The sequence below is a fragment of the Aeromicrobium sp. CTD01-1L150 genome, assembly GCF_041951745.1.
Lineage (GTDB): Bacteria > Actinomycetota > Actinomycetes > Propionibacteriales > Nocardioidaceae > Aeromicrobium.
The window spans coordinates 1,067,621-1,085,352 of the sequence record NZ_CP169555.1 but is presented as its reverse complement, the minus strand read 5'-3'; the positions used below and the strand labels follow the sequence as shown (position 1 = coordinate 1,085,352).

General features: G+C 68.8%; 22 protein-coding genes. 12 read left to right on the top strand and 10 right to left on the bottom strand.

Annotated features, from left to right (window positions below; translation table 11 throughout):
* Positions 1-50: 50 nt before the first annotated feature.
* Positions 51-506: an SRPBCC family protein gene (locus ACEVFP_RS05355; RefSeq protein WP_375002561.1), complete on the bottom strand. Its 456-nt coding sequence runs from the start codon at positions 504-506 to the stop codon at positions 51-53.
* A gap of 136 nt (positions 507-642) precedes the next feature.
* Here ACEVFP_RS05355 and ACEVFP_RS05350 point away from each other — a divergent pair, with 136 nt between their 5' ends.
* Entirely contained in the window at positions 643-987 is a 345-nt protein-coding gene (locus ACEVFP_RS05350; protein ID WP_375002560.1) for a VOC family protein, read from the top strand.
* 102 nt (positions 988-1,089) lie between these two features.
* Here the strand turns inward: ACEVFP_RS05350 and ACEVFP_RS05345 are convergent, their stop codons facing one another.
* From ACEVFP_RS05345 to ACEVFP_RS05335, 3 genes are all read right to left on the bottom strand, one after another.
* Complete coding sequence (locus ACEVFP_RS05345; RefSeq protein WP_375002559.1) at positions 1,090-1,392, bottom strand: hypothetical protein; 303 nt, start codon at positions 1,390-1,392, stop codon at positions 1,090-1,092.
* Between the two features lie 86 nt (positions 1,393-1,478).
* A complete protein-coding gene (locus ACEVFP_RS05340) occupies positions 1,479-2,051 on the bottom strand; it encodes a TetR/AcrR family transcriptional regulator (protein ID WP_375002558.1) in 573 nt (190 codons plus the stop codon).
* An 82-nt stretch (positions 2,052-2,133) separates the two neighbouring features.
* A complete protein-coding gene (locus ACEVFP_RS05335) occupies positions 2,134-2,745 on the bottom strand; it encodes a TetR/AcrR family transcriptional regulator (RefSeq protein ID WP_375002556.1) in 612 nt (203 codons plus the stop codon).
* Positions 2,746-2,838: 93 nt separating this feature from the next.
* Here ACEVFP_RS05335 and ACEVFP_RS05330 point away from each other — a divergent pair, with 93 nt between their 5' ends.
* On the top strand, positions 2,839-3,780 hold the full coding sequence (locus ACEVFP_RS05330; protein ID WP_375002555.1) for an SDR family oxidoreductase: 942 nt from the start codon (positions 2,839-2,841) through the stop codon (positions 3,778-3,780).
* Positions 3,781-4,329: 549 nt separating this feature from the next.
* Here ACEVFP_RS05330 and ACEVFP_RS05325 read toward each other — a convergent pair.
* Positions 4,330-4,944, bottom strand: a complete 615-nt coding sequence (locus tag ACEVFP_RS05325; protein WP_375002553.1) for a TetR/AcrR family transcriptional regulator — start codon at positions 4,942-4,944, stop codon at positions 4,330-4,332.
* A 64-nt stretch (positions 4,945-5,008) separates the two neighbouring features.
* Between ACEVFP_RS05325 and ACEVFP_RS05320 the strand changes: the two genes are divergently transcribed.
* Positions 5,009-5,839 (top strand): SDR family NAD(P)-dependent oxidoreductase, encoded by an 831-nt coding sequence (locus ACEVFP_RS05320; protein ID WP_375002551.1) that lies wholly within the window; start codon positions 5,009-5,011, stop codon positions 5,837-5,839.
* A 447-nt stretch (positions 5,840-6,286) separates the two neighbouring features.
* Here ACEVFP_RS05320 and ychF read toward each other — a convergent pair whose 3' ends face one another.
* Both ychF and ACEVFP_RS05310 read right to left on the bottom strand, forming a co-directional pair.
* The gene (gene ychF / locus ACEVFP_RS05315) at positions 6,287-7,375 is read right to left on the bottom strand and encodes a redox-regulated ATPase YchF (RefSeq protein ID WP_375002549.1); all 1,089 of its coding nucleotides are present in this window, start codon (positions 7,373-7,375) and stop codon (positions 6,287-6,289) included.
* Between the two features lie 55 nt (positions 7,376-7,430).
* Positions 7,431-7,973: a GNAT family N-acetyltransferase gene (locus ACEVFP_RS05310; protein ID WP_375002548.1), complete on the bottom strand. Its 543-nt coding sequence runs from the start codon at positions 7,971-7,973 to the stop codon at positions 7,431-7,433.
* Positions 7,974-8,017: 44 nt separating this feature from the next.
* On the opposite strand from ACEVFP_RS05310, the gene ACEVFP_RS05305 reads away from it, so the two are divergent.
* Both ACEVFP_RS05305 and ACEVFP_RS05300 read left to right on the top strand, forming a co-directional pair.
* A complete protein-coding gene (locus ACEVFP_RS05305) occupies positions 8,018-8,344 on the top strand; it encodes an antibiotic biosynthesis monooxygenase family protein (RefSeq protein ID WP_375002547.1) in 327 nt (108 codons plus the stop codon).
* Between the two features lie 107 nt (positions 8,345-8,451).
* Entirely contained in the window at positions 8,452-8,895 is a 444-nt protein-coding gene (locus tag ACEVFP_RS05300) for a hypothetical protein (protein WP_375002546.1), read from the top strand.
* Between the two features lie 29 nt (positions 8,896-8,924).
* Here ACEVFP_RS05300 and ACEVFP_RS05295 read toward each other — a convergent pair whose 3' ends face one another.
* Positions 8,925-9,374, bottom strand: coding sequence for a YdeI/OmpD-associated family protein (locus ACEVFP_RS05295; protein ID WP_375002545.1), 450 nt, complete (start codon positions 9,372-9,374; stop codon positions 8,925-8,927).
* A 119-nt stretch (positions 9,375-9,493) separates the two neighbouring features.
* Here ACEVFP_RS05295 and ggt point away from each other — a divergent pair, with 119 nt between their 5' ends.
* Positions 9,494-11,320, top strand: coding sequence for a gamma-glutamyltransferase (ggt, locus tag ACEVFP_RS05290; RefSeq protein ID WP_375002543.1), 1,827 nt, complete (start codon positions 9,494-9,496; stop codon positions 11,318-11,320).
* 51 nt (positions 11,321-11,371) lie between these two features.
* On the opposite strand, the gene ACEVFP_RS05285 is transcribed toward ggt, so the two are convergent.
* Entirely contained in the window at positions 11,372-12,361 is a 990-nt protein-coding gene (locus ACEVFP_RS05285) for a 4-hydroxy-3-methylbut-2-enyl diphosphate reductase (protein ID WP_375002541.1), read from the bottom strand.
* A 216-nt stretch (positions 12,362-12,577) separates the two neighbouring features.
* On the opposite strand from ACEVFP_RS05285, the gene xseA reads away from it, so the two are divergent.
* The gene (gene xseA, locus ACEVFP_RS05280; RefSeq protein ID WP_375002540.1) at positions 12,578-13,795 is read left to right on the top strand and encodes an exodeoxyribonuclease VII large subunit; all 1,218 of its coding nucleotides are present in this window, start codon (positions 12,578-12,580) and stop codon (positions 13,793-13,795) included.
* A 72-nt stretch (positions 13,796-13,867) separates the two neighbouring features.
* Entirely contained in the window at positions 13,868-14,101 is a 234-nt protein-coding gene (locus tag ACEVFP_RS05275) for an exodeoxyribonuclease VII small subunit (protein WP_375002539.1), read from the top strand.
* On the opposite strand, the gene ACEVFP_RS05270 is transcribed toward ACEVFP_RS05275, so the two are convergent.
* Positions 14,062-14,595, bottom strand: coding sequence for a DUF4245 domain-containing protein (locus ACEVFP_RS05270; protein WP_375002537.1), 534 nt, complete (start codon positions 14,593-14,595; stop codon positions 14,062-14,064). The genes ACEVFP_RS05275 and ACEVFP_RS05270 overlap by 40 nt on opposite strands.
* An 80-nt stretch (positions 14,596-14,675) precedes the next feature.
* Between ACEVFP_RS05270 and ACEVFP_RS05265 the strand changes: the two genes are divergently transcribed.
* Genes ACEVFP_RS05265 through ACEVFP_RS05250 form a run of 4 tightly spaced genes read left to right on the top strand, consistent with a single transcriptional unit; the run spans position 14,676 to position 17,723 of the window.
* A complete protein-coding gene (locus tag ACEVFP_RS05265; RefSeq protein WP_375002536.1) occupies positions 14,676-15,065 on the top strand; it encodes a molybdopterin-binding protein in 390 nt (129 codons plus the stop codon).
* Positions 15,062-15,856: a molybdate ABC transporter substrate-binding protein gene (gene modA / locus ACEVFP_RS05260; protein WP_375002535.1), complete on the top strand. Its 795-nt coding sequence runs from the start codon at positions 15,062-15,064 to the stop codon at positions 15,854-15,856. The genes ACEVFP_RS05265 and modA overlap by 4 nt, the downstream gene beginning before the upstream one ends.
* Entirely contained in the window at positions 15,853-16,641 is a 789-nt protein-coding gene (locus tag ACEVFP_RS05255) for an ABC transporter permease (protein WP_375002533.1), read from the top strand. The genes modA and ACEVFP_RS05255 overlap by 4 nt, the downstream gene beginning before the upstream one ends.
* On the top strand, positions 16,638-17,723 hold the full coding sequence (locus ACEVFP_RS05250) for a sulfate/molybdate ABC transporter ATP-binding protein (RefSeq protein WP_375002531.1): 1,086 nt from the start codon (positions 16,638-16,640) through the stop codon (positions 17,721-17,723). Before ACEVFP_RS05255 ends, ACEVFP_RS05250 begins: the two co-directional genes overlap by 4 nt.
* Positions 17,724-17,732 lie beyond the last annotated feature (9 nt).

Genomic DNA, 17,732 nt, shown 5'->3' with positions numbered 1-17,732 from the left:
CACCCTCTCCGAACGCTGAGTCGACCAGACCGGTCATGGCTCCGGAACCACTACTCCCGTCGTGTCAGCTCCTCGACGATCCACTGGTTCCGTTGGCGCAGGAGGCGCTTCATGTACCCGGTGAGGAAGGTGCGGTCCACGAGACGTCCGAGAGGACCGAGCGGCGAGCGGAACTCGACGACGTCGACCATCAGCGTCCCCCCGTCCACCGCCTCGAACCGGTGCTCGTGCCACCACCGTCCGAACGGCCCCCGGACCTGCTCGTCGACGAAGCGGGCCGGGCGGTCGTGCTCGGTGACCCTCGACGTCATCGAGAACAGGATCCCGAAGTGTCGTGCCCGCCACGTGACCTGGTCGCCAAGGCCCATCGTTCCCGTCGTGACACCGGCCACCGCCCGCTCGCCGGACGCCCGCATCGACGCGGTGTGCGCATCCACCGAGAGGCTCAACCCGAAGCAGTCGTCGGCGCTCGCGCACACCGTCGTCTCCAGACGGATCGTGGGCACTCCCCGATCGTAGGCGCCCGGTGCCTCCGCTCGCCTCCGGCGGGTGGAGGTCGCGGACGACCTGTCCGAGGGTCCGACGGGTCCCGTACCCGATCGGCCGATGGACCGAATCGCCGGACCGTGGTCAAGTCGTCCCATGAAGATCGAGCGCATCGCCCCCATCTTGACCGTCGACGACCTCGCCACGGCCATCGACGAGCACACCGGAGTCCTCGGGATGCAGGTGGTGATGGACATGGGGTGGATCGCCTTCCTCGCCGATGGCGACGGCCGCCAGATCGGGCTGATGACCGCCGATGCCACGGCACCGGTCAATCCGGACGTCTCGGTCTTCGTCGACGACGTCGACGGCGCTCACGCCGCAGCGGTGGCCTCGGGGGTCGAGGTCGTGCACCCGCTGACAACGGAGCCGTGGGGCGTGCGCCGCTTCTTCTACCGCGACTCGTCCGGGCAGGTGATCAACGTCGGCAGCCATACCTGAACCACGAGTCGCTCACGTTCGGCCTGGTGCGTAGGACGCCGGCGATCTCGGTGCCCGCACCAGCTCAGTACGTCAACGGCCACCGACTGACGACACCGTCACTCAAGCAAGCGTGGTGACCGGAAACAGCTCTGTCCGACCCACGACCCGGTCGCGCTCATCGGCCAGGGCAAGCCGCCGCGGATCAGCCAGATAGGAATCGAGCGACGACTTCGAGGGGAACCTGTAGAGCTGCACCTCTCGAGGTTGCCCGTCATCGACGGTGTTGCGGACTCGCTGGAGCACCTGTCCACCGTGCTCCGGGATCAGGGCCAGCACACGATTCTCATACTCCTCGAGCCCCGCCGCCTCACCTTCGCGCGCCCAGAGGAGACAACAGAGCTGCACCGCAGCGTCATCGGTCATGCTCCACACGGTACGCGCCGCACATCCTCATCATCGAGGCGATCGCCGACCACGACGGGCAGGCAGCACGTTGAAGCCGAACCCCACTAGGTCGCCGCAGGCAGAACCCCTTGCTCCGCGGCGAGGCTAGGCGGCTGCGCCGATCTGCAGATCCCGCCAAGAACGAATGCGGTGCGGCGGTCGTAGTCCACCCGGGACGGGCGCCCCCCATACTTGAGGGCAAGGGCGTTGTCGATGGTCATCGCCTGAAAGTCGCCCGGCGTGAACCCTTCGGCCAGGACACCGGCGGCATACCCTTGTTCGACCAGCTCGTCGTGGAAGGCTCCCCCGACGCGACAGAGGTCCATGAGCTGCGCCGAGTCAGGAAACTCCTGCAGCAGGACGTCGTTGACCGCCGGCAGCCGGTACTGGAGGTCCCGGATGGCACCGACGTAGTGCCGGAGCCGTTCTCGGACGTCGGTGACGGATCGCGCGTCGTCGATGATGCCCCTCAGCTCCGCCGCGACGACGTCGTCGATGACGGCTTCAATCAGCCCGACCCTCCCCCCGAATCTGTTGAAGATCGTCGCCTTGCTGACATGGGCGGCTGCCGCAACATTCTCCAGCGGCACGCAGAGGCCCTGGACGCGGAACACCTCCGCGGCAGCGACGCGGATCAACAACGCTAGGCGCCAAACCGGAGCTCCACCGCCACTTTCCGGGACGCGGGACCATCACGAACCGAGGTGCGCTCCGACCCGGTCACGCCAGCAAGCCCCTCAGGACCAGCTCGGAAAGCAGCTCGTCATCCCGTGCGTCATCGGGGCGCCCGAGCAGTGCCGCAAGGGGTGGCTGCGCGTACAGGCTCGTGGCCGACGTGACGAGGAAGTAGAACATGTACCACGGCATCGGCCGCAGCTCCCCGGTCGCTACGACTCGCTCGAAAACCGCCCGCAGCTCGTCGTTCACTGGGCGGATCACGTCGTAGATGTAGGCGAGGCGCTCAGTGTTCCGACGCGCTTCCTGATCGATCAGCGCCGCCAGCCCCGCCTCGTCGAATGCCGCACGATGCATGGCCCGGACCGCCCTGACGAGCCGTGCCAGATCGTCCGGGGCATCGGCGTGCAGTGCCTCCATGACCGGAGGCCCGGCCACATTCACCGCATGCTCGACAGCGGCACGCCAGAGCTTCTCCTTGGATCCGTAGCGGTCGGAGAGGAAGGTGTGCCCCATCCCGAGCTCGGCGCTCAGCTGTCGCAGCGAGACGGCGTCGTAGCTCTGCACGGCGAACGCCGCAAGGACCCTGGACATGACGCGATCCGCGTCAATCGTCTCGTCGTCGGCAGCGGGGCGCCCCGGACGTCGTCTTGCCATCTCTCCTCCTGGAACGAGTCGTTGGATCCACTTTAAATCAGGCGAGTGTCGGATTAGGGTGGCGTCGACACTCGCTTCACCCGAGGAGATCCCATGCCCCGCACCGCACCAGACATCGCCGTCCCCGATCTGCGCGGTCGACGTGCGATCGTCACCGGCGCGAGCGACGGCATGGGGCTCGGCATCGCAGAGCGACTCGCCGCGGCGGGGGCGAGCGTCCTCATGCCCGTCCGCAACGCCGGCAAGGGCGAGGCCGCGGTCGACAGGATCAGATCCTCGATCCCCGACGCGGACGTCTCGCTGGCATCGCTCGACCTGGCATCGCTCGACTCCGTCGCCGGCTTCGCGCAGACGGCCCTGAGTGATGGCACCCCGATCCACGTCCTCATCAACAATGCCGGCGTCATGACCCCGCCGGACCGCCGCGTCTCGAACGATGGACTCGAGCTGCAGCTGGCGACGAATCACCTCGGACATGTCGCGCTCGTCGCACGTCTGATGCCCCTGCTCCAGGCCGGACGCGCACGGATCACGTCGCAGATCAGTATTGCCGCCAACCAGCACTCGATCCAGTGGGAGGACCTGAACTGGGAGCGCGGGTACGACCCGGACCGTGCGTACAGCCAGTCCAAGATCATGCTCGGACAGTTCGGTCTCGAGCTCGATCGGCGTTCCCGGGACGCTGGATGGGGCATCTCGAGCAACCTGTCACACCCCGGCGTCGCACCGACGAACCTGCTCGCGGCACGACCAGAGCTGGGGCGCGCCCGCGAAACCCCTCGGCGGAAGCTCATCCGGACGCTGTCCGCCCGCGGAGTTCTCTTCGGCACGGTCGAAAGCGCTCAACTCCCTGCCCTGCTCGCCGCGACATCTCCCAACGCGCACGGCGGATCCTTCTACGGCCCTCGTGGGTTCCTGCATCTCGGCGGAGCGCCGGCCGAGCAGCCGCTCTACTCCCGGCTCACGCGCGAGCAGGAGGCTAGGCAGACGTGGGAGACATCGGAGAGGCTCGCGGGCGTGACGTTCCCCGCGTAACACGCCGCGACAACGCGTCAGCTTAGGCCTGTGCGATTCAGCCATCGAACCGGAACTCCACCGCATTCCAGCGCAGAGCAACCTCTTGCCGCGGCCGACAAGCGCTCAACCCGGCATGAGCCAGAACGGCTCATGCGACCTCCAGCGGCACGATCGCCGCGACCGTGACCCCCAATGCCCGACGCTCAAGACGCGGCTCGTAGTTCGACTGCAGGTTCATTCACAGCGCCTCGGAGGTTCCGAGGTGGCGCGCCAGGCGGATTGCCGTGTCAGCCGTGATGCCCCGAAACCAGAAGTGCCGCCACATCACCGCGGTGGGCGAACGTCCGCGAAGGCAAGCCCACCAGCCACGTTGCCTTCACTCGCCCCCCGCCTGGATCGGGACCGAACGCTTCCGATGCGCATCACTGCCTCCCAATCTGTGGCGAGACGCTCTTGATCATCCCTTGTCGCGTGAGTGGCTACATCGATCGTTCGGAAGCGTCATGACCGACGGCCAGCACTTCTCTTCCGGGGCGAGCGCCCTGTTCGCCCGTTCTAGCTTGGTCTTCAAGGTTCGATCGGGGGGATGACGAAATTCATCGTTCGATCGAGGAGCCTCTCCAACTCAGCGTCCTGCTCGCTGTCAAGCTGGGACTCTTGTACTGCAAGGAGACAACCGAAAGCGGCTGCAGCCAGCGCTCGCGGGCTGGGGTCGTCGCGTTCGTAGGGTTGCCCAGCAGCGGCGGCCCGCTGAATCAGGATGTCCGCGACTCGCGCCTGGGTGACGTGCAGAGTGCGCAGGTACACCGAGAGCAAGGCAGGTACACCGAAGATCATCTGCTGCAGCGCATGGATGTCGGGCTCGCGCGCCGTATCGACGACGTCGAACATCCGCCGCAGCGACAGCCATGGCTGTTCCTCGGCGGGACGGGCGCGGAGGACCTCCAGCATGCGCTCCGCACCGGCGGCGAACTTGCCGACGACGATGTCTTCCTTGGTCGGAAAGTAGCGGAACACGCTGCGCGGGGACATGCCGACCGCGCCCGCGATGTCATCGATGGTCGTGGCGTCATACCCGCGCTCGAGAAAGAGACCCACTGCCGCAGTGGTGATGTCCGCCCGGACCGCATCTCGGGTCCGCTGCCTCAGCGATGAGTGCGTCGGTAGCTGCGCCTCGCCCATCTCCCCAGCATACATCTACCGTCATTTGTGTCAGTTACTGTCATAAATGGCGTATACTGTAACTATGCCGAAGACCATCATCATCACCGGAGCCAGCGACGGAGTAGGCGCGGCCGCAGCACGTCGCCTGCACGAGGACGGCCACCGCGTCGTCGTCGTGGGCCGCACACCCGAGAAGACTCTCGCGGTCGCCGACGAGCTCTCCGTCGACCATTACACCGCCGACTACAGCCGGCTGGATGACGTCCGCGCCCTCGCCGAACTGTTGGGGTCCGCCTATCCGCGGATCGATGTCCTGGCAAACAACGCCGGGGGCGTGTTCGGAGACCCGGACAAGACCGAGGACGGGTTCGAGAAGACCTTCCAGATCAACCATCTCGCCCCGTTCCTGCTGACGACCTTGCTCCTGGACACGCTGATCGCGTCGCGCGCGACGGTGATCCAGACGTCCAGCACGGGCGCACGCCTGGCCGGGAAGGTCGACATCGACGACCTCAACCAAGACCGTGGCTACAGCCCGATCCGCGCCTACGGCACCGCGAAGCTGGAGAACATCCTCTTCACCCAGGAACTACATCGCCGCTACAACGACCATGGCATCTCCGCTGCGGCGTTCCATCCCGGGAACGTCGCGTCCAGCTTCGGTCGCCAGAGCGAGAGCCGAGTCATGCGCACCATCACCCAGAATCCCGGCATCCGGAAGCTGGCATTCGTCACCCCCGAGAAGGGTGCCGACCAGCTCGCCTGGCTGGCCACCGCGGAACCGGGCACCGACTGGCAGTCCGGCGTGTACTACGAGAACCGCACACCCGCCAAGCGCGTCAACGCCCAGGCCCGCGATCCCCGCCTCGCCCGACAGCTCTGGGAGCGTTCCGAACAGCTCCTGCAGATATAGCTCGGATGAGACCGCAGCCAAACGTCCGACGGGAGTAGAAGGCACGAGATCTGTCGAGGAGCGAAAGGCATGCCGTACCAGATCCGCGGCTTCAGCGTGGGCACGACGGCCACGATGACCTCGTGTACTCGCTACACGAGTGACCGCTCCGGTTCGTCCACCTTCGCGATATTGTCGACCACCTGGGCGAGGTTTCTCTCGTCCTTCGATCCCATTCTCATGTCCTCTCGTCAGCCGATGCTTCGCATCAGCAGGTGACGTCGCGCAACCTCGCACCGCACCTCATCCGGACATGTCCGAGCGAGTCGGGCCTCTCCGCAAATGTCTCAGGCGGTCCACCCCTGGAAGTGCAGTCTGCAGCATCCACTGCCGCGTTGAGGAGAACGCACGCTCTTGTCATGACACGGGCCGAAGCAGAGCAGGTTGCCCCTCATTTCAGCGTTTCGATCACACGTTGAAGCGAAACTCCACCACGTCGCCGTCGGACATGACGTAGTCCTTGCCCTCCATGCGGACCTTGCCGGCTGCCTTGGCGGCGTTCATGGAACCGGCCTCGACCAGCTCGTCGAAGGAGACGATCTCGGCCTTGATGAAGCCGCGCTGGAAGTCGGTGTGGATGACTCCGGCGGCCTCCGGCGCGGTGGCACCCTGCGGGATGGTCCACGCGCGAGCCTCCTTGGGACCCGCAGTGAGGTAGGTCTGTAGACCGAGGGTCGCGAAGCCGACGCGGGCCAGTGCGTCCAGGCCTGGCTCCTCCACGCCCATCTCGGCCAGCAGCTCGGCCCGCATCTCCTCGGCCTCCTCATCATCGCCCAGACCGGCCAGCTCGGCCTCGGCGAGGGCGTCGAGGAAGATCGCCTCGGCGGGGGCGACGAGCTCGCGCATGCGGTCCTTGAGCTCGGTGTCAGCGAGCTCGTCGGCGTCGCAGTTGAAGACGAACAGCAGCTTCTTGGCGGTGAGCAGGTGCAGCTCCCGCAGCACCTCGAGGTCGAGGCCGGCCAGGAAGACACCCGTGCCCTCGGCGAGCACCTCCTGCGCCTTCTGCGCCTCGGCGAGCAGCGGCAGGAGCGACTTGTCCTTGCGGGAGTCCTTCTCCAGCCGCGGCAGCGCCTTCTCGACGGTCTGCAGGTCGGCGAGCACGAGCTCGGTGGAGATGGTGGCGATGTCGCTGCCGGGGTCGACGTTGCCGTCCACGTGGGTGACGTCCTCGTCGCGGAAGACACGCGTCACCTGGCAGATGGCGTCGGACTCACGGATGTGGGAGAGGAAGGCGTTGCCCATGCCCTCGCCCTCGGACGCTCCGCGCACGATGCCGGCGATGTCGACGAACTGCACCGTGGCGGGCAGGATCTTGGCCGAGCCGAAGATCTCCGCGAGCTTGGCCAGACGCGGGTCGGGGACCCCGACGACGCCGACGTTGGGCTCGATCGTCGCGAACGGGTAGTTGGCCGCGAGGACGTCGTTCTGGGTGAGGGCGTTGAAGAGGGTCGACTTGCCCGCGTTGGGGAGTCCGACGATGCCGATGGTGAGTGCCACGGGGAGTCAGACTACGGGAGACGGCCCACCGCGCCACGGTGGGCGTCCGCGGGCTTCACGGCAACAGCTCGAACATCAGGCTGGTGTCCCCGTACCAGGGATCAGGACCCTCGCCGAGCTCCTTCGCGCCGAGCCGACGGGCCACGGCGGCCGATGGCGCATTGTCCGGGTACATGTCGATGACCAGACGTTCGTGGCCGGCTCCGAACGCCGCCTGCGCCATCGCCGCAGCCGCCTCGGTGGCGTAGCCGTGCCCAAACGAGTCGGGGTTGAGGTGCCATCCGGTCTCGTACTCCCCGACGAACCCTGAGTCGATGCGTTCGAGTCGGGCGACCAGCACGCCACCAACGACGACCTGCGTGTCACGGACCTCGATCGCGCGGTGGGCCTGCATCGGGTCCTCGTGCTCGCGCTGCAGCACGCGGTCGATCCACTGCCGCGCCGCCTCGAGGTCGGCCATCGGGGTGTACGGAGGATTGTCCAGCCAGCGAATGACCTCCAGCCGGGACTGGACGTCCAGGACACGCTCGGCGTCGCTGGGGCCGTAGGGCCGCAGCACCAGGCGTTCGGTCTCGATCCGTTCCGCGATACCCGTCACCGGGCCAGCCTCTCAGACCGGTGCACGGGTGCCACCATGGACCTATGACCGTCATCAGGATCAACGCCATCACCGTGCCCAAGGACTCCGGCGACGAGCTCGCCCACCGCTTCGCCGCCCGCGCCGGTGCCGTCGACGGCGCCGACGGGTTCGAGGGGTTCGAGCTGCTCAAACCCACTGACGACCGCGACCAGTGGCTGGTCGTCACCCGGTGGCGCGACGATGCCGCCTTCCAGGCCTGGGTGGACTCCCCCGCGTTCGCCCACGGTCACCGATCGCAGGCCGAGCGCTCCGGCGACGAGGCCCCCAAGCCCGTCTCGACCCACAGCGAGGTCTGGAGCTATGAGGTCGCGGGCGGGTCGACACCCTGACCCATCGCGGTGACTCCCTGAGGGCCTGCGGCCTTCAGACAGGCATTTTCGGCCGCCGTTCCGCGCGGTTCCCGCTTTTGTGGGTGGTTCTGGTCTAGCGTCAGAACATGGCCTCGGTGACGCACCGTCCAGCAGCACTGGCCCGCACTGACCTCAGTGTCCGTCAGATGCTCTGGCTGTCCTGCCTCGCGCTGGCCGTCGTCACCGTCCTGGACCTTCTCGACGGACAGCTCGGGATGCTGTTCTCGATCGGTTTCGTGCTGATCGCCGCCACGATGCCGCTGGCCGTCGACGTCCACCAGCTGCTGCCGTCCGGTGTGCTGCCGCCAGTGCTGCTGGTGGCCTCGATCGCCGTCGTCTCACTCGTGGCGACCGATGCGATCACCGTGGAGGGCATGCCTGCCGACGTCGGATGGGCCGGACGCACCCTGGCCGGCACGGTGGATCACGGCGTCACGCTCCTCATCGGCCACGGACTCGCGCTGGTCGCGGTCGTCACGCGGATCCTCACCGATCCGCAACACCCTCGACGAAAGCACCTGCGAGCCTGATACCGCTCCCAGGTGCGGCCTCCCGCCGATCAACCAGCCAGGGAGTCCAGCACCTTGAGCACGCGACGCTCACGCGTCGCATCCGACTTGGCATCTGCCACGCTCACCGCATGCGCCTTGCGCCGGGACGGGGCGAGAGCGTCGAAGGCCTCGCGCAGGCCGGCGGTCTCCAGGGCTTCGGCGAGGGCCGCAGGTACCTCGACCTCACGCGGTGCGTCGTCCCGAGCGACGACGGCATCGACCTCCTGCCCGATCTCGACGCCCAGCTGGGCGCGTGCGGCCTTGCTCAACCCGATCAGGTTCTTGCCACCCATGCGGGTCAGGCGCAGCCTCGCGGTGACGTCGCCGATCGTCACGGTGACCGGCAGTGACCTGCGGCCGCCGAGCTCGTCGACCTGCTCCTCGCTCAGCACGATGGCGGCGGCCGGGCCGCCCAGTGAGTCCAAGGTGGTGTGCAGACTGATGCTCGGTGCTGCCATGGGTGCCTCCTCGCCCCTCCCTCGGGATCATGACACGTCCTGCGGTGACTGTGTTGCTCCTTCGCACCACCCGGCCTACCGTGAACGGACCGACGTCTTCGGGGGAAGCAGGTCTGAACATGTCCGCACGCACCATCGTCCGGGCCGGGGCGGCGCTCGTCGCGTCGTCCGCTCTCATCGCGTCGGGAGTGAGCGGCACCGCCGGCGCCCCGGCGGGCAAGAAGGCGCCCGAGCCCTCACCCACCGCCATCGGTCACGGCGGCGCCGTCTCCTCGGTCGACGCCGACGCCAGCCGCGTCGGGCTCGAGGTGCTCGAGCGTGACGGCAACGCTGCGGACGCCGCCGTGGCCACTGCCTCCGCCCTCGGTGTCACCGAGCCGTACAGCGCCGGTATCGGAGGCGGTGGGTTCTTCGTCTACCACGACGCCGAGACCGGCGAGGTCTCCACGATCGACGGCCGTGAGACTGCGCCGTCCGGCATCACGCAGGACGGCTTCATCGACCCTGAGACGGGCGAGCCGTACCCGTTCAGCCCCGAGCTGGTCTCCTCCGGCGTCGCGGTCGGCGTCCCCGGAACCCCTGCGACGTGGGAGGCCGCCCTGCGCGACCATGGCACGTGGCCGCTGGCCAAGACGCTCGCACCGTCGATCGCGCTGGCTGCCAAGGGGTTCACCGTCGACGAGACGTTCCGCCAGCAGACGCTCGACAACGCCGAACGGTTCGCGGCGTTCCCGGACACCGCCGAGCTCTTCCTGCCCGACGGTGACGCCCCGAAGGTGGGCAGCCGCTTCCGCAACCCCGACCTCGCCAAGACGCTCGCCCATCTGGCCGCACACGGGACCCAGGGGTTCTATCGCGGCCCCATCGCTGAGGACGTCGCGGCGACGGTGCAGGAACCACCCATCGCTGCCGAGTCCGACCTGCCGGCGCCCGCTGGCTCGATGACGGTCGACGACATCGCCGCCTACGAGGTGCGACGCCAGGCGCCCACCCACAGCGAGTACCGCGGGCTCGACGTCTACGGCATGGCGCCGTCGTCGTCGGGCGGGATCGCCGTGAGTGAGGCGCTCAACGTGCTCGAGGGGTACGAGCTGGACGGCGAGGCGAACCTCGCGCAGTCTCTGCACCTGTTCCTGGAGGCCTCGGCCGTCGCGTTCGCGGACCGCGCCGCCTACGTCGGCGACGTGCCGGACGTCCCCGTCGAGACTCTTGTGAGCCAGGAGTTCGCGGACTCGCGTGCCTGCACGATCGACCCCGATCAGGCGAGCGAACGCCCCGTGCCTGCCGGAGACCTGGACCCCGGTGACGGGCAGTGCCCCACCGTCGAGAACATTGAGCAGCCGGACACCGAGAACATCTCCACGACCCACCTGTCCGTGGTGGACCAATGGGGCAATGCCGCGGCGTACACGCTCACCATCGAGCAGACCGGCGGCTCTGGGATCACCGTGCCTGGGCGCGGGTTCCTGCTGAACAACGAGCTCACCGACTTCACTGCCGAGTACGACCCCGAGGATCCGAACCGCATCGAGCCGGGCAAGCGTCCGCGCTCCTCCATGTCGCCCACGATCGTGCTCGAGGACGGCGAGGTTCGCTACGTCGTCGGCTCCCCCGGCGGCGCCACGATCATCACGACGGTGCTGCAGGTGCTGCTCGGCCGCATCGACCTCGGGATGACGTTGCCCGAAGCCGTGGCGGCACCGCGAGCGTCGCAGCGCAACACCGCCGCCACGCCGGCCGAACCGGCCTTCATCGACGCCTACGGCGACACGCTGGAACCGTTCGGTCAGGTGCTCGAGCCGTCGGGCGATGAGTTCACGTCGGCGGCCGAGATCGGGGCCGTCGCTGCCATCGAGCGCGACGAGCAGGGTCGACTCACGGCGGCAGCCGAGCCGGAGCGTCGCGGCGGCGGCACCGCCTACGTGGTCAACCCGTCACCTCGCTGACACCGACGGCCAATTCCCATGACGTCATGGGAATTTGCGAGGACCGTGAGGTTAGGAGGCTCCGGCCGCCTTGAGGTCGCGGCGCAGTTCCGGAGGGAGGGAGAAGGTGAGGCTCTCATCGGCGGTGCGGACGGCTGCGGCGTCGGGGTGACCATGCTCGGCGAGGTAGGTCAGGACGTCCTGGACAAGGTCGTCGGGCACCGAGGCGCCGGAGGTGACGCCGACCCTCTCCACACCGTCGAGCCACTCCTGCTCGAACTCCGTGACGTCGTCGATACGGTAGGACGCCTTGGCGCCCGCCTCCAGTGCCACCTCGACGAGGCGCACGGAGTTGGAGGAGTTGGAGGAGCCGACGACGATGACCAGGTCGGCCTCCCTGGCGATCTCCTTGACCGCCACCTGGCGGTTCTGGGTGGCATAGCAGATGTCGTCGGACGGCGGGTCCTCCAGCTGCGGGAACTTCTCGCGCAGCCGACGCACGGTCTCCATGGTCTCGTCCACGCTCAGAGTGGTCTGCGACAACCAGGACAGCTTGGCGTCGTCGGGGAACTCCAGGTGCTCGACGTCATCAGGGTGCTCCACGAGCGTGATGTGCTCGGGCGCTTCGCCGGCGGTGCCCTCGACCTCCTCGTGACCCTCGTGGCCGATGAGCAGGATGTGGTACTCCTCGCGAGCGAACCGCTTGGCCTCGTGATGGACCTTGGTGACCAGCGGGCACGTGGCGTCGATGGTCTTGAGGCTGCGCTCCTTGGCCTCGGCGTGAACCATCGGGGAGACACCGTGTGCGGAGAAGACGACGGTCTCGCCCTCGGGCACCTCGTCGAGCTCCTCGACGAAGATCGCACCCCGATCGGCCAGGTTGTTGACGACATGCTTGTTGTGCACGATCTGCTTGCGGACGTAGACCGGGGCGCCGTAGAGGTCCAGCGCCTTCTCGACCGTGATGACGGCCCGGTCGACGCCGGCGCAGTAACCGCGGGGGTCGGCGAGCAGGACGCTGCCACCGACGGGGGGCATGCCGAGATCCACGTGCGTCGTCATGAGCCCATCGTAACGGGCGCTCCTGAGTTCGTCCGACGCCGTGATCGGTGCCTCAGCAACCTGAAGGAGGCGCATTCGGTTGCTCAAGCACCGATCACCCGCCCCGCCCCACACCGGTGCCCCAGCAACCGAAAGACCCTTCATTCGGTTGCTCAAGCACCGATCACCGGCCGCGCCCGGCAGAGCCGTGTCGCCGGGTCGCTCTAGGGTGAGCACATGGCCCTTCAGACCAGCGCGGATGCCCCAGCACCCCTGCGTCAGGTCTCCACCCTGGTGGGCCAGTACATCGACCGGCTGGGCGCCGTCTGGGTGGAGGGCGAGGTGGCCCAGCTCAACCGACGACCCGGATTGTGCTTCCTCACCCTGCGCGACCTACGGGCCACCATCTCGGTCCAGGCCACCTGTCACGTCAGCATCCTCGACGCCCTGCCCGTCCCGGTGGCCGCTGGTGCGCGGGTGGTCGTCCACGCCAAGCCACGCTTCTACGAGCCCAACGGCGCCTTCTCCCTCGACGTCCGCGAGATCCGCATGGCCGGGGAGGGTGAGCTGTTGGTCCAGCTGGAGCGACGCAAGCAGCTGCTCGCCGCGGAGGGCCTGTTCGACCCCCGCCTCAAGAGGCCACTCCCCTTCCTGCCCACCGCGATCGGTCTGGTGACCGGCAAGGACTCCGCCGCCGAGAAGGACGTGCTGCAGACCGCCCGCCTGCGCTGGCCAGGGGTTCGCCTCGAGGTTCGCCACGCGCTCATGCAGGGCGCGGGCAGCGCGCAGGCGGTCGTCGCCGCGCTGCGCGAGCTGGACTCCGCCGGCGACGTCGACGTCGTCGTCATCGCCCGCGGTGGCGGTTCCATGGAGGACCTCCTGCCGTTCTCCGACGAGGCACTCATCCGCGCCGTCCACGCCTGCACCGTGCCCGTGGTGAGCGCCATCGGGCACGAGCCGGACACCCCGATCCTCGATCTCGTGGCGGACGTGCGGGCGTCCACCCCCACCGACGCCGCCAAGCGGGTCGTGCCCGATGCTGCCCAGGAGCAGAGTGGTCTCACCCAGGCGCGGTCCCGCCTCGCCGGTGCCGTGGCACGGATGCTGGAACGTGAGACCCGCCTGTTGGAGCAGATCCGCTCACGCCCGGTGCTGAGAACCCCCACCACGCTCGTCGAGGCGCAGGCCTCCCTCGTCGATGAGCAGCTCTCACGCGCGCGACGAGCCGTCGGACACCGCCTGGACCGCGAGCACGATGCCGTCGGATCCCAGCTCGCCCGCGTCCGCGCCTTGTCACCGCTGGCCACGCTCCAGCGCGGTTATGCCGTCGCCCAGGACGCCGACGGCCACGTGATCGGATCGGTCGCCGACGTACCGGAGTCGTTCAGCGTCCGGCTGGCCGACGGCACGGCCGACGTCCACACCACCTCGACCCAGGAGGAGACCCATGAGTGAGCGCCAGCGAGCGAACGATCGACACTTCAGGCGACCACGTTCCTACGGTGGGTCTTCTGAGGACGTGATCGCATGAGCGGTCCTAACCAGCCCGAGATCGGCTACGAGCAGGCACGCGACGAGCTCGTCACCGTGGTCCAGAAGCTCGAGACCGGAGGGACGGGACTCGAGGAGTCCCTGGCGTTGTGGGAACGAGGCGAGCAGCTGGCCGCCATCTGCCAGCAGTGGCTCGACGGCGCACGGGAGCGCCTGGCCAGAGCGTCGGCTCAGGAAGGGTCTGAGGACGTCGACAACGACGCCACATAGGCCTCGATCTCGCCGCGCGGCGCCGTTCCCAGCACGAGGGTCGCCACGTCATCGTCGGAGCGTGTCAACGCCGTCTCCCTGCCGGCCTCCCACAGCGTCCACTCGCGGCCCGCGACCTCGGCGGTCCCCGTCTGCGCGAAGCTTCCGTCGCGGCCGTCGATGAGCTCCTGCTCGCTCATGAGTGCCTGCTGCAGGCCGATGTACTCATCGTCGGCGGTGAGGACGTTGAGGTCCCAGCTGGCCGGTGCCGGGCGGGCCGAGCTGACCATCCAGTCCTGCGGCAGCGAGGTGGGAGCGAGCAGGTCGAACTCCGTGACGGTCGCACGGGAGGCATCGACGGTCTGCTCCAGGTCCTTGCCCTGCACGGGGCGCTCGGGCGTGGTGGTGAAGATCTGCGCCGCGAACCAGATGCCGAGCACCAGCACACCGAGGACGAGGACGGAGCGCACGATGTCGCCGAGGCTGGGATTGCCTCGGCTGCTCGTTCCTGCCATGCCACTCCTTCTCGCTCCTTGTTCCGCACCTGCGGGTGAATGCCCTGCATGAGTCCGCAGCTGCGGATACGGTGGCTCGCATGGGAGCGCACCGACTCGCCGAGGCCGCGACCGTTCTGGGCGTCAGCGATGACACCTTACGTCGCTGGCAGAACCAGGGCAGGTTCGAGGCCGTCCACGCCGACGGCCGTGCCGGCATCTCCGGCACTGACCTCGCACGGCTCGCCGTGGAGGAGGCTCACTCCCCCGGGGACGCGCCGAGTGCGGCGAGCATGCGCAACCGGCTGCGTGGCGTCGTCACCGCGATCACCCGGGACACCGTCATGGCACAGGTCGAGCTCAGCTGCGGACCCTACCGAGTGGTCTCGCTCATCAGCAGCGAGGCCGTCGACGACCTCGGTCTCGAGGTCGGATCACTGGCCTGGGCGAGCGTCAAGTCCACCAACGTCTCCCTGGAGGTCACCCCGTGAGGTTGACGGCGCTCGTCGGCGGCGTGGCCGGCGCCCTCGTCCTGACCGGCTGTGGAACCGGCGACGACGGTGCCGATGCCACCGAGGACGCCGGTCCCCACACCCTGACGGTGTATGCCGCTGCCTCCCTGACCGACTCCATGGAGAGGATCGCCACGCAGTTCGAGGCGGCCCAGGAGGAGGCGGGGAACCCCGGCGTCACGGTGGAGCTCAACGTCGGCGGGTCGTCGGACCTGCTCGCCCAGCTGCGCAGCGGCGCCCCTGCGGACGTCTTCGCCTCCGCCGACGAGACCACCATGGGCCGAGCGGCAGCCGACGCCCTCCTCGAGAAGGAGCCCGAGCTGTTCGCCACCAACGTCCTGCAGATCGCCACGCCACCGGACAACCCCGCCGGCATCGGGTCCCTGGCGGACCTGGCCGACTCCGAGAACCAGGTGGTGCTGTGCGCCCCCGAGGTTCCGTGCGGCGCCGCCGCCGAGCGCGTCCAACAGGCGGCCGGTACCGACATCGAGCCGGTCAGCGAGGAGCGCGTGGTCACTGACGTGCTCGGCAAGGTCTCCTCGGGCGAGGCCGACGCCGGGCTGGTCTACGTCACCGACGTCCTCGGAGCCGGGGACGACGTGCTCGGGATCGACTTCCCGGAGTCCGCGGAGGCGGTCAACAACTATCCGATCGCAGCACTGGCCGACAGCGAGCAGGACGGCCTCGCCCAGGCGTTCGTGGACTTCGTCGTCGGCGAGAGCGGCCAGCAGATCCTGGCCGACGCCGGGTTCGGCGCCCCCGACACGTGAGCGCGCACGAGGCACGGACCCTGCCGCGCTGGATCGTCGTCCCCGCCGCGGTGGGCGCGGCATTCATCGTGCTGCCGCTCGTGGCGATCGTCCTGCGGGTCGACTGGGCGCAGTTCCCCTCACTCGTGACGTCACCGTCGTCGCAGGCCGCCCTGTGGCTGAGCCTGCGGACCTCGGCCACCAGCACCGCGCTGTGCGTCCTGCTCGGAGTCCCACTCTCCCTGGTGCTGGCGCGCAGCAGGTTCCCGGGCCAGTCGCTCCTACGATCCTTCGTGCTGCTGCCGCTCGTCCTGCCACCGGTCGTCGGCGGCATCGCACTGCTCCACACCTTCGGCCGCCGTGGCCTGCTCGGCGAGACGATGGACGTCCTCGGCCTGCAGATCGCCTTCTCCACGACCGCCGTCGTGATCGCCCAGACGTTCGTGGCGCTGCCGTTCCTGGTGATCAGCCTGGAGGGCACGTTGCGCACGGCGGGGCGTCGCTACGAGGTGGTGGCCTCGACCCTCGGCGCGGCACCCACCACCGTCCTGCGCCGCGTCACCCTGCCGCTCATCCTTCCGGGGCTGGCCTCGGGCGCGATCCTGTCGTTCGCCCGCGCGCTCGGTGAGTTCGGGGCGACGATCACCTTTGCCGGAAGCCTGCAGGGCACCACACGGACCCTGCCGCTGGAGATCTACCTGCAACGCGAGACCGACCCGGACGCGGCGGTCGCGCTGTCGCTCGTGCTGGTCGTGGTCGCGGTGCTGGTGATCGCGCTGGTGCGCCGTCCCAGGAGTGCACCGTGAACGCGCCGATCCGTGACCCCGTGAGCAACCTGGGGGGCACAGGCCTGCAGGCCCACGTGCGCTCCGATGAGCGGGGCATCGATCTCACGGTGGAGATCGCCCCCGGCGAGACCGTGGCGGTGATGGGTCCCAACGGTGCCGGCAAGTCGACGCTGCTCTCGTGCATCGCCGGTGTCCTGCAACCCGACCACGCCGACATCCGGCTGGATGGCACGGTGCTGGCCGACTCCTCGACGCGTCGCTGGGTGCCGCCGCACCGCCGGGGCACGGCCCTGCTGTCCCAGGACCCGCTGCTGTTCCCCCACCTCGACGCCGGGGAGAACGTCGCGTTCGGCCCCCGCAGCGCGGGGACACCGCGAGCCGCCGCCCGCCAGCTGGCGCACCGCTGGCTCAGCGACGTCGGAGTGGGCGAGCTCGCGCACCGCCGACCCGCGGAGCTCTCCGGCGGCCAGGCCCAACGTGTCGCCCTCGCCCGCGCCCTGGCCGGCAACCCCGACCTGTTGCTCCTCGACGAGCCGATGGCCGCCCTCGACGTCTCCGTCGCCCCCGAGCTGCGCCGGCTCCTGCGCGACGTGTTGGCCGAGCGCACCACGCTGCTCATCACACACGACGTCCTCGACGCGCTCGCCCTCGCCGACCGGGTGATGATCGTGCAGGACGGTCGGGTCGCCGAGTCCGGGCCGACGTCGGAGGTGCTGTCGAGACCACGCAGCTCCTTCGGGGCGCGCGTCGCCGGACTCGACCTGCTGCGCGGGTTCATGCGCCACGGGTCGGTCGTCACCAAGGACGGGCACACCGTCGCGGGCCTCACCGACGAGGCGATCGAGGACGGAGCGTCGGCGGTGGCGGTGTTCTCACCGTCGTCGGTCTCGGTACATCTCGGACCGCCCGGCGGCAGCCCGCGCAACGTGCTGCGCTCCGTGGTCACCCATGTGGAGACGCAGGGAGAACGCGTGCGGGTCCGCACCGAGGTCGCCGACGCCGAGGTGACGCTCGCGGCCGCCACCGAGCTCGACCTCGTCCCCGGGCGGACCGTCCACCTCGTGGTGAAGGCCACCGAGGTCCGACTCCACCCGGCCTGAGCTCGGCAC

Excerpts from the sequence above, each read along its gene's own strand:
- ACEVFP_RS05350 (WP_375002560.1), top strand. The coding sequence starts at position 643 with ATGAAGATCGAGCGCATCGCCCCCATCTTGACCGTCGACGACCTCGCC.
- ACEVFP_RS05285 (WP_375002541.1), bottom strand. The coding sequence starts at position 12,361 with ATGACGACGCACGTGGATCTCGGCATGCCCCCCGTCGGTGGCAGCGTC.
- ACEVFP_RS05305 (WP_375002547.1), top strand. The coding sequence starts at position 8,018 with ATGACCGTCATCAGGATCAACGCCATCACCGTGCCCAAGGACTCCGGC.
- ggt (WP_375002543.1), top strand. The coding sequence starts at position 9,494 with ATGTCCGCACGCACCATCGTCCGGGCCGGGGCGGCGCTCGTCGCGTCG.
- ACEVFP_RS05270 (WP_375002537.1), bottom strand. The coding sequence starts at position 14,595 with ATGGCAGGAACGAGCAGCCGAGGCAATCCCAGCCTCGGCGACATCGTG.
- ACEVFP_RS05320 (WP_375002551.1), top strand. The coding sequence starts at position 5,009 with ATGCCGAAGACCATCATCATCACCGGAGCCAGCGACGGAGTAGGCGCG.
- ACEVFP_RS05345 (WP_375002559.1), bottom strand. The coding sequence starts at position 1,392 with ATGACCGATGACGCTGCGGTGCAGCTCTGTTGTCTCCTCTGGGCGCGC.
- ACEVFP_RS05275 (WP_375002539.1), top strand. The coding sequence starts at position 13,868 with ATGAGCGGTCCTAACCAGCCCGAGATCGGCTACGAGCAGGCACGCGAC.
- xseA (WP_375002540.1), top strand. The coding sequence starts at position 12,578 with ATGGCCCTTCAGACCAGCGCGGATGCCCCAGCACCCCTGCGTCAGGTC.
- ACEVFP_RS05265 (WP_375002536.1), top strand. The coding sequence starts at position 14,676 with ATGGGAGCGCACCGACTCGCCGAGGCCGCGACCGTTCTGGGCGTCAGC.
- ACEVFP_RS05330 (WP_375002555.1), top strand. The coding sequence starts at position 2,839 with ATGCCCCGCACCGCACCAGACATCGCCGTCCCCGATCTGCGCGGTCGA.
- ACEVFP_RS05300 (WP_375002546.1), top strand. The coding sequence starts at position 8,452 with ATGGCCTCGGTGACGCACCGTCCAGCAGCACTGGCCCGCACTGACCTC.
- ACEVFP_RS05325 (WP_375002553.1), bottom strand. The coding sequence starts at position 4,944 with ATGGGCGAGGCGCAGCTACCGACGCACTCATCGCTGAGGCAGCGGACC.
- ACEVFP_RS05335 (WP_375002556.1), bottom strand. The coding sequence starts at position 2,745 with ATGGCAAGACGACGTCCGGGGCGCCCCGCTGCCGACGACGAGACGATT.
- ACEVFP_RS05295 (WP_375002545.1), bottom strand. The coding sequence starts at position 9,374 with ATGGCAGCACCGAGCATCAGTCTGCACACCACCTTGGACTCACTGGGC.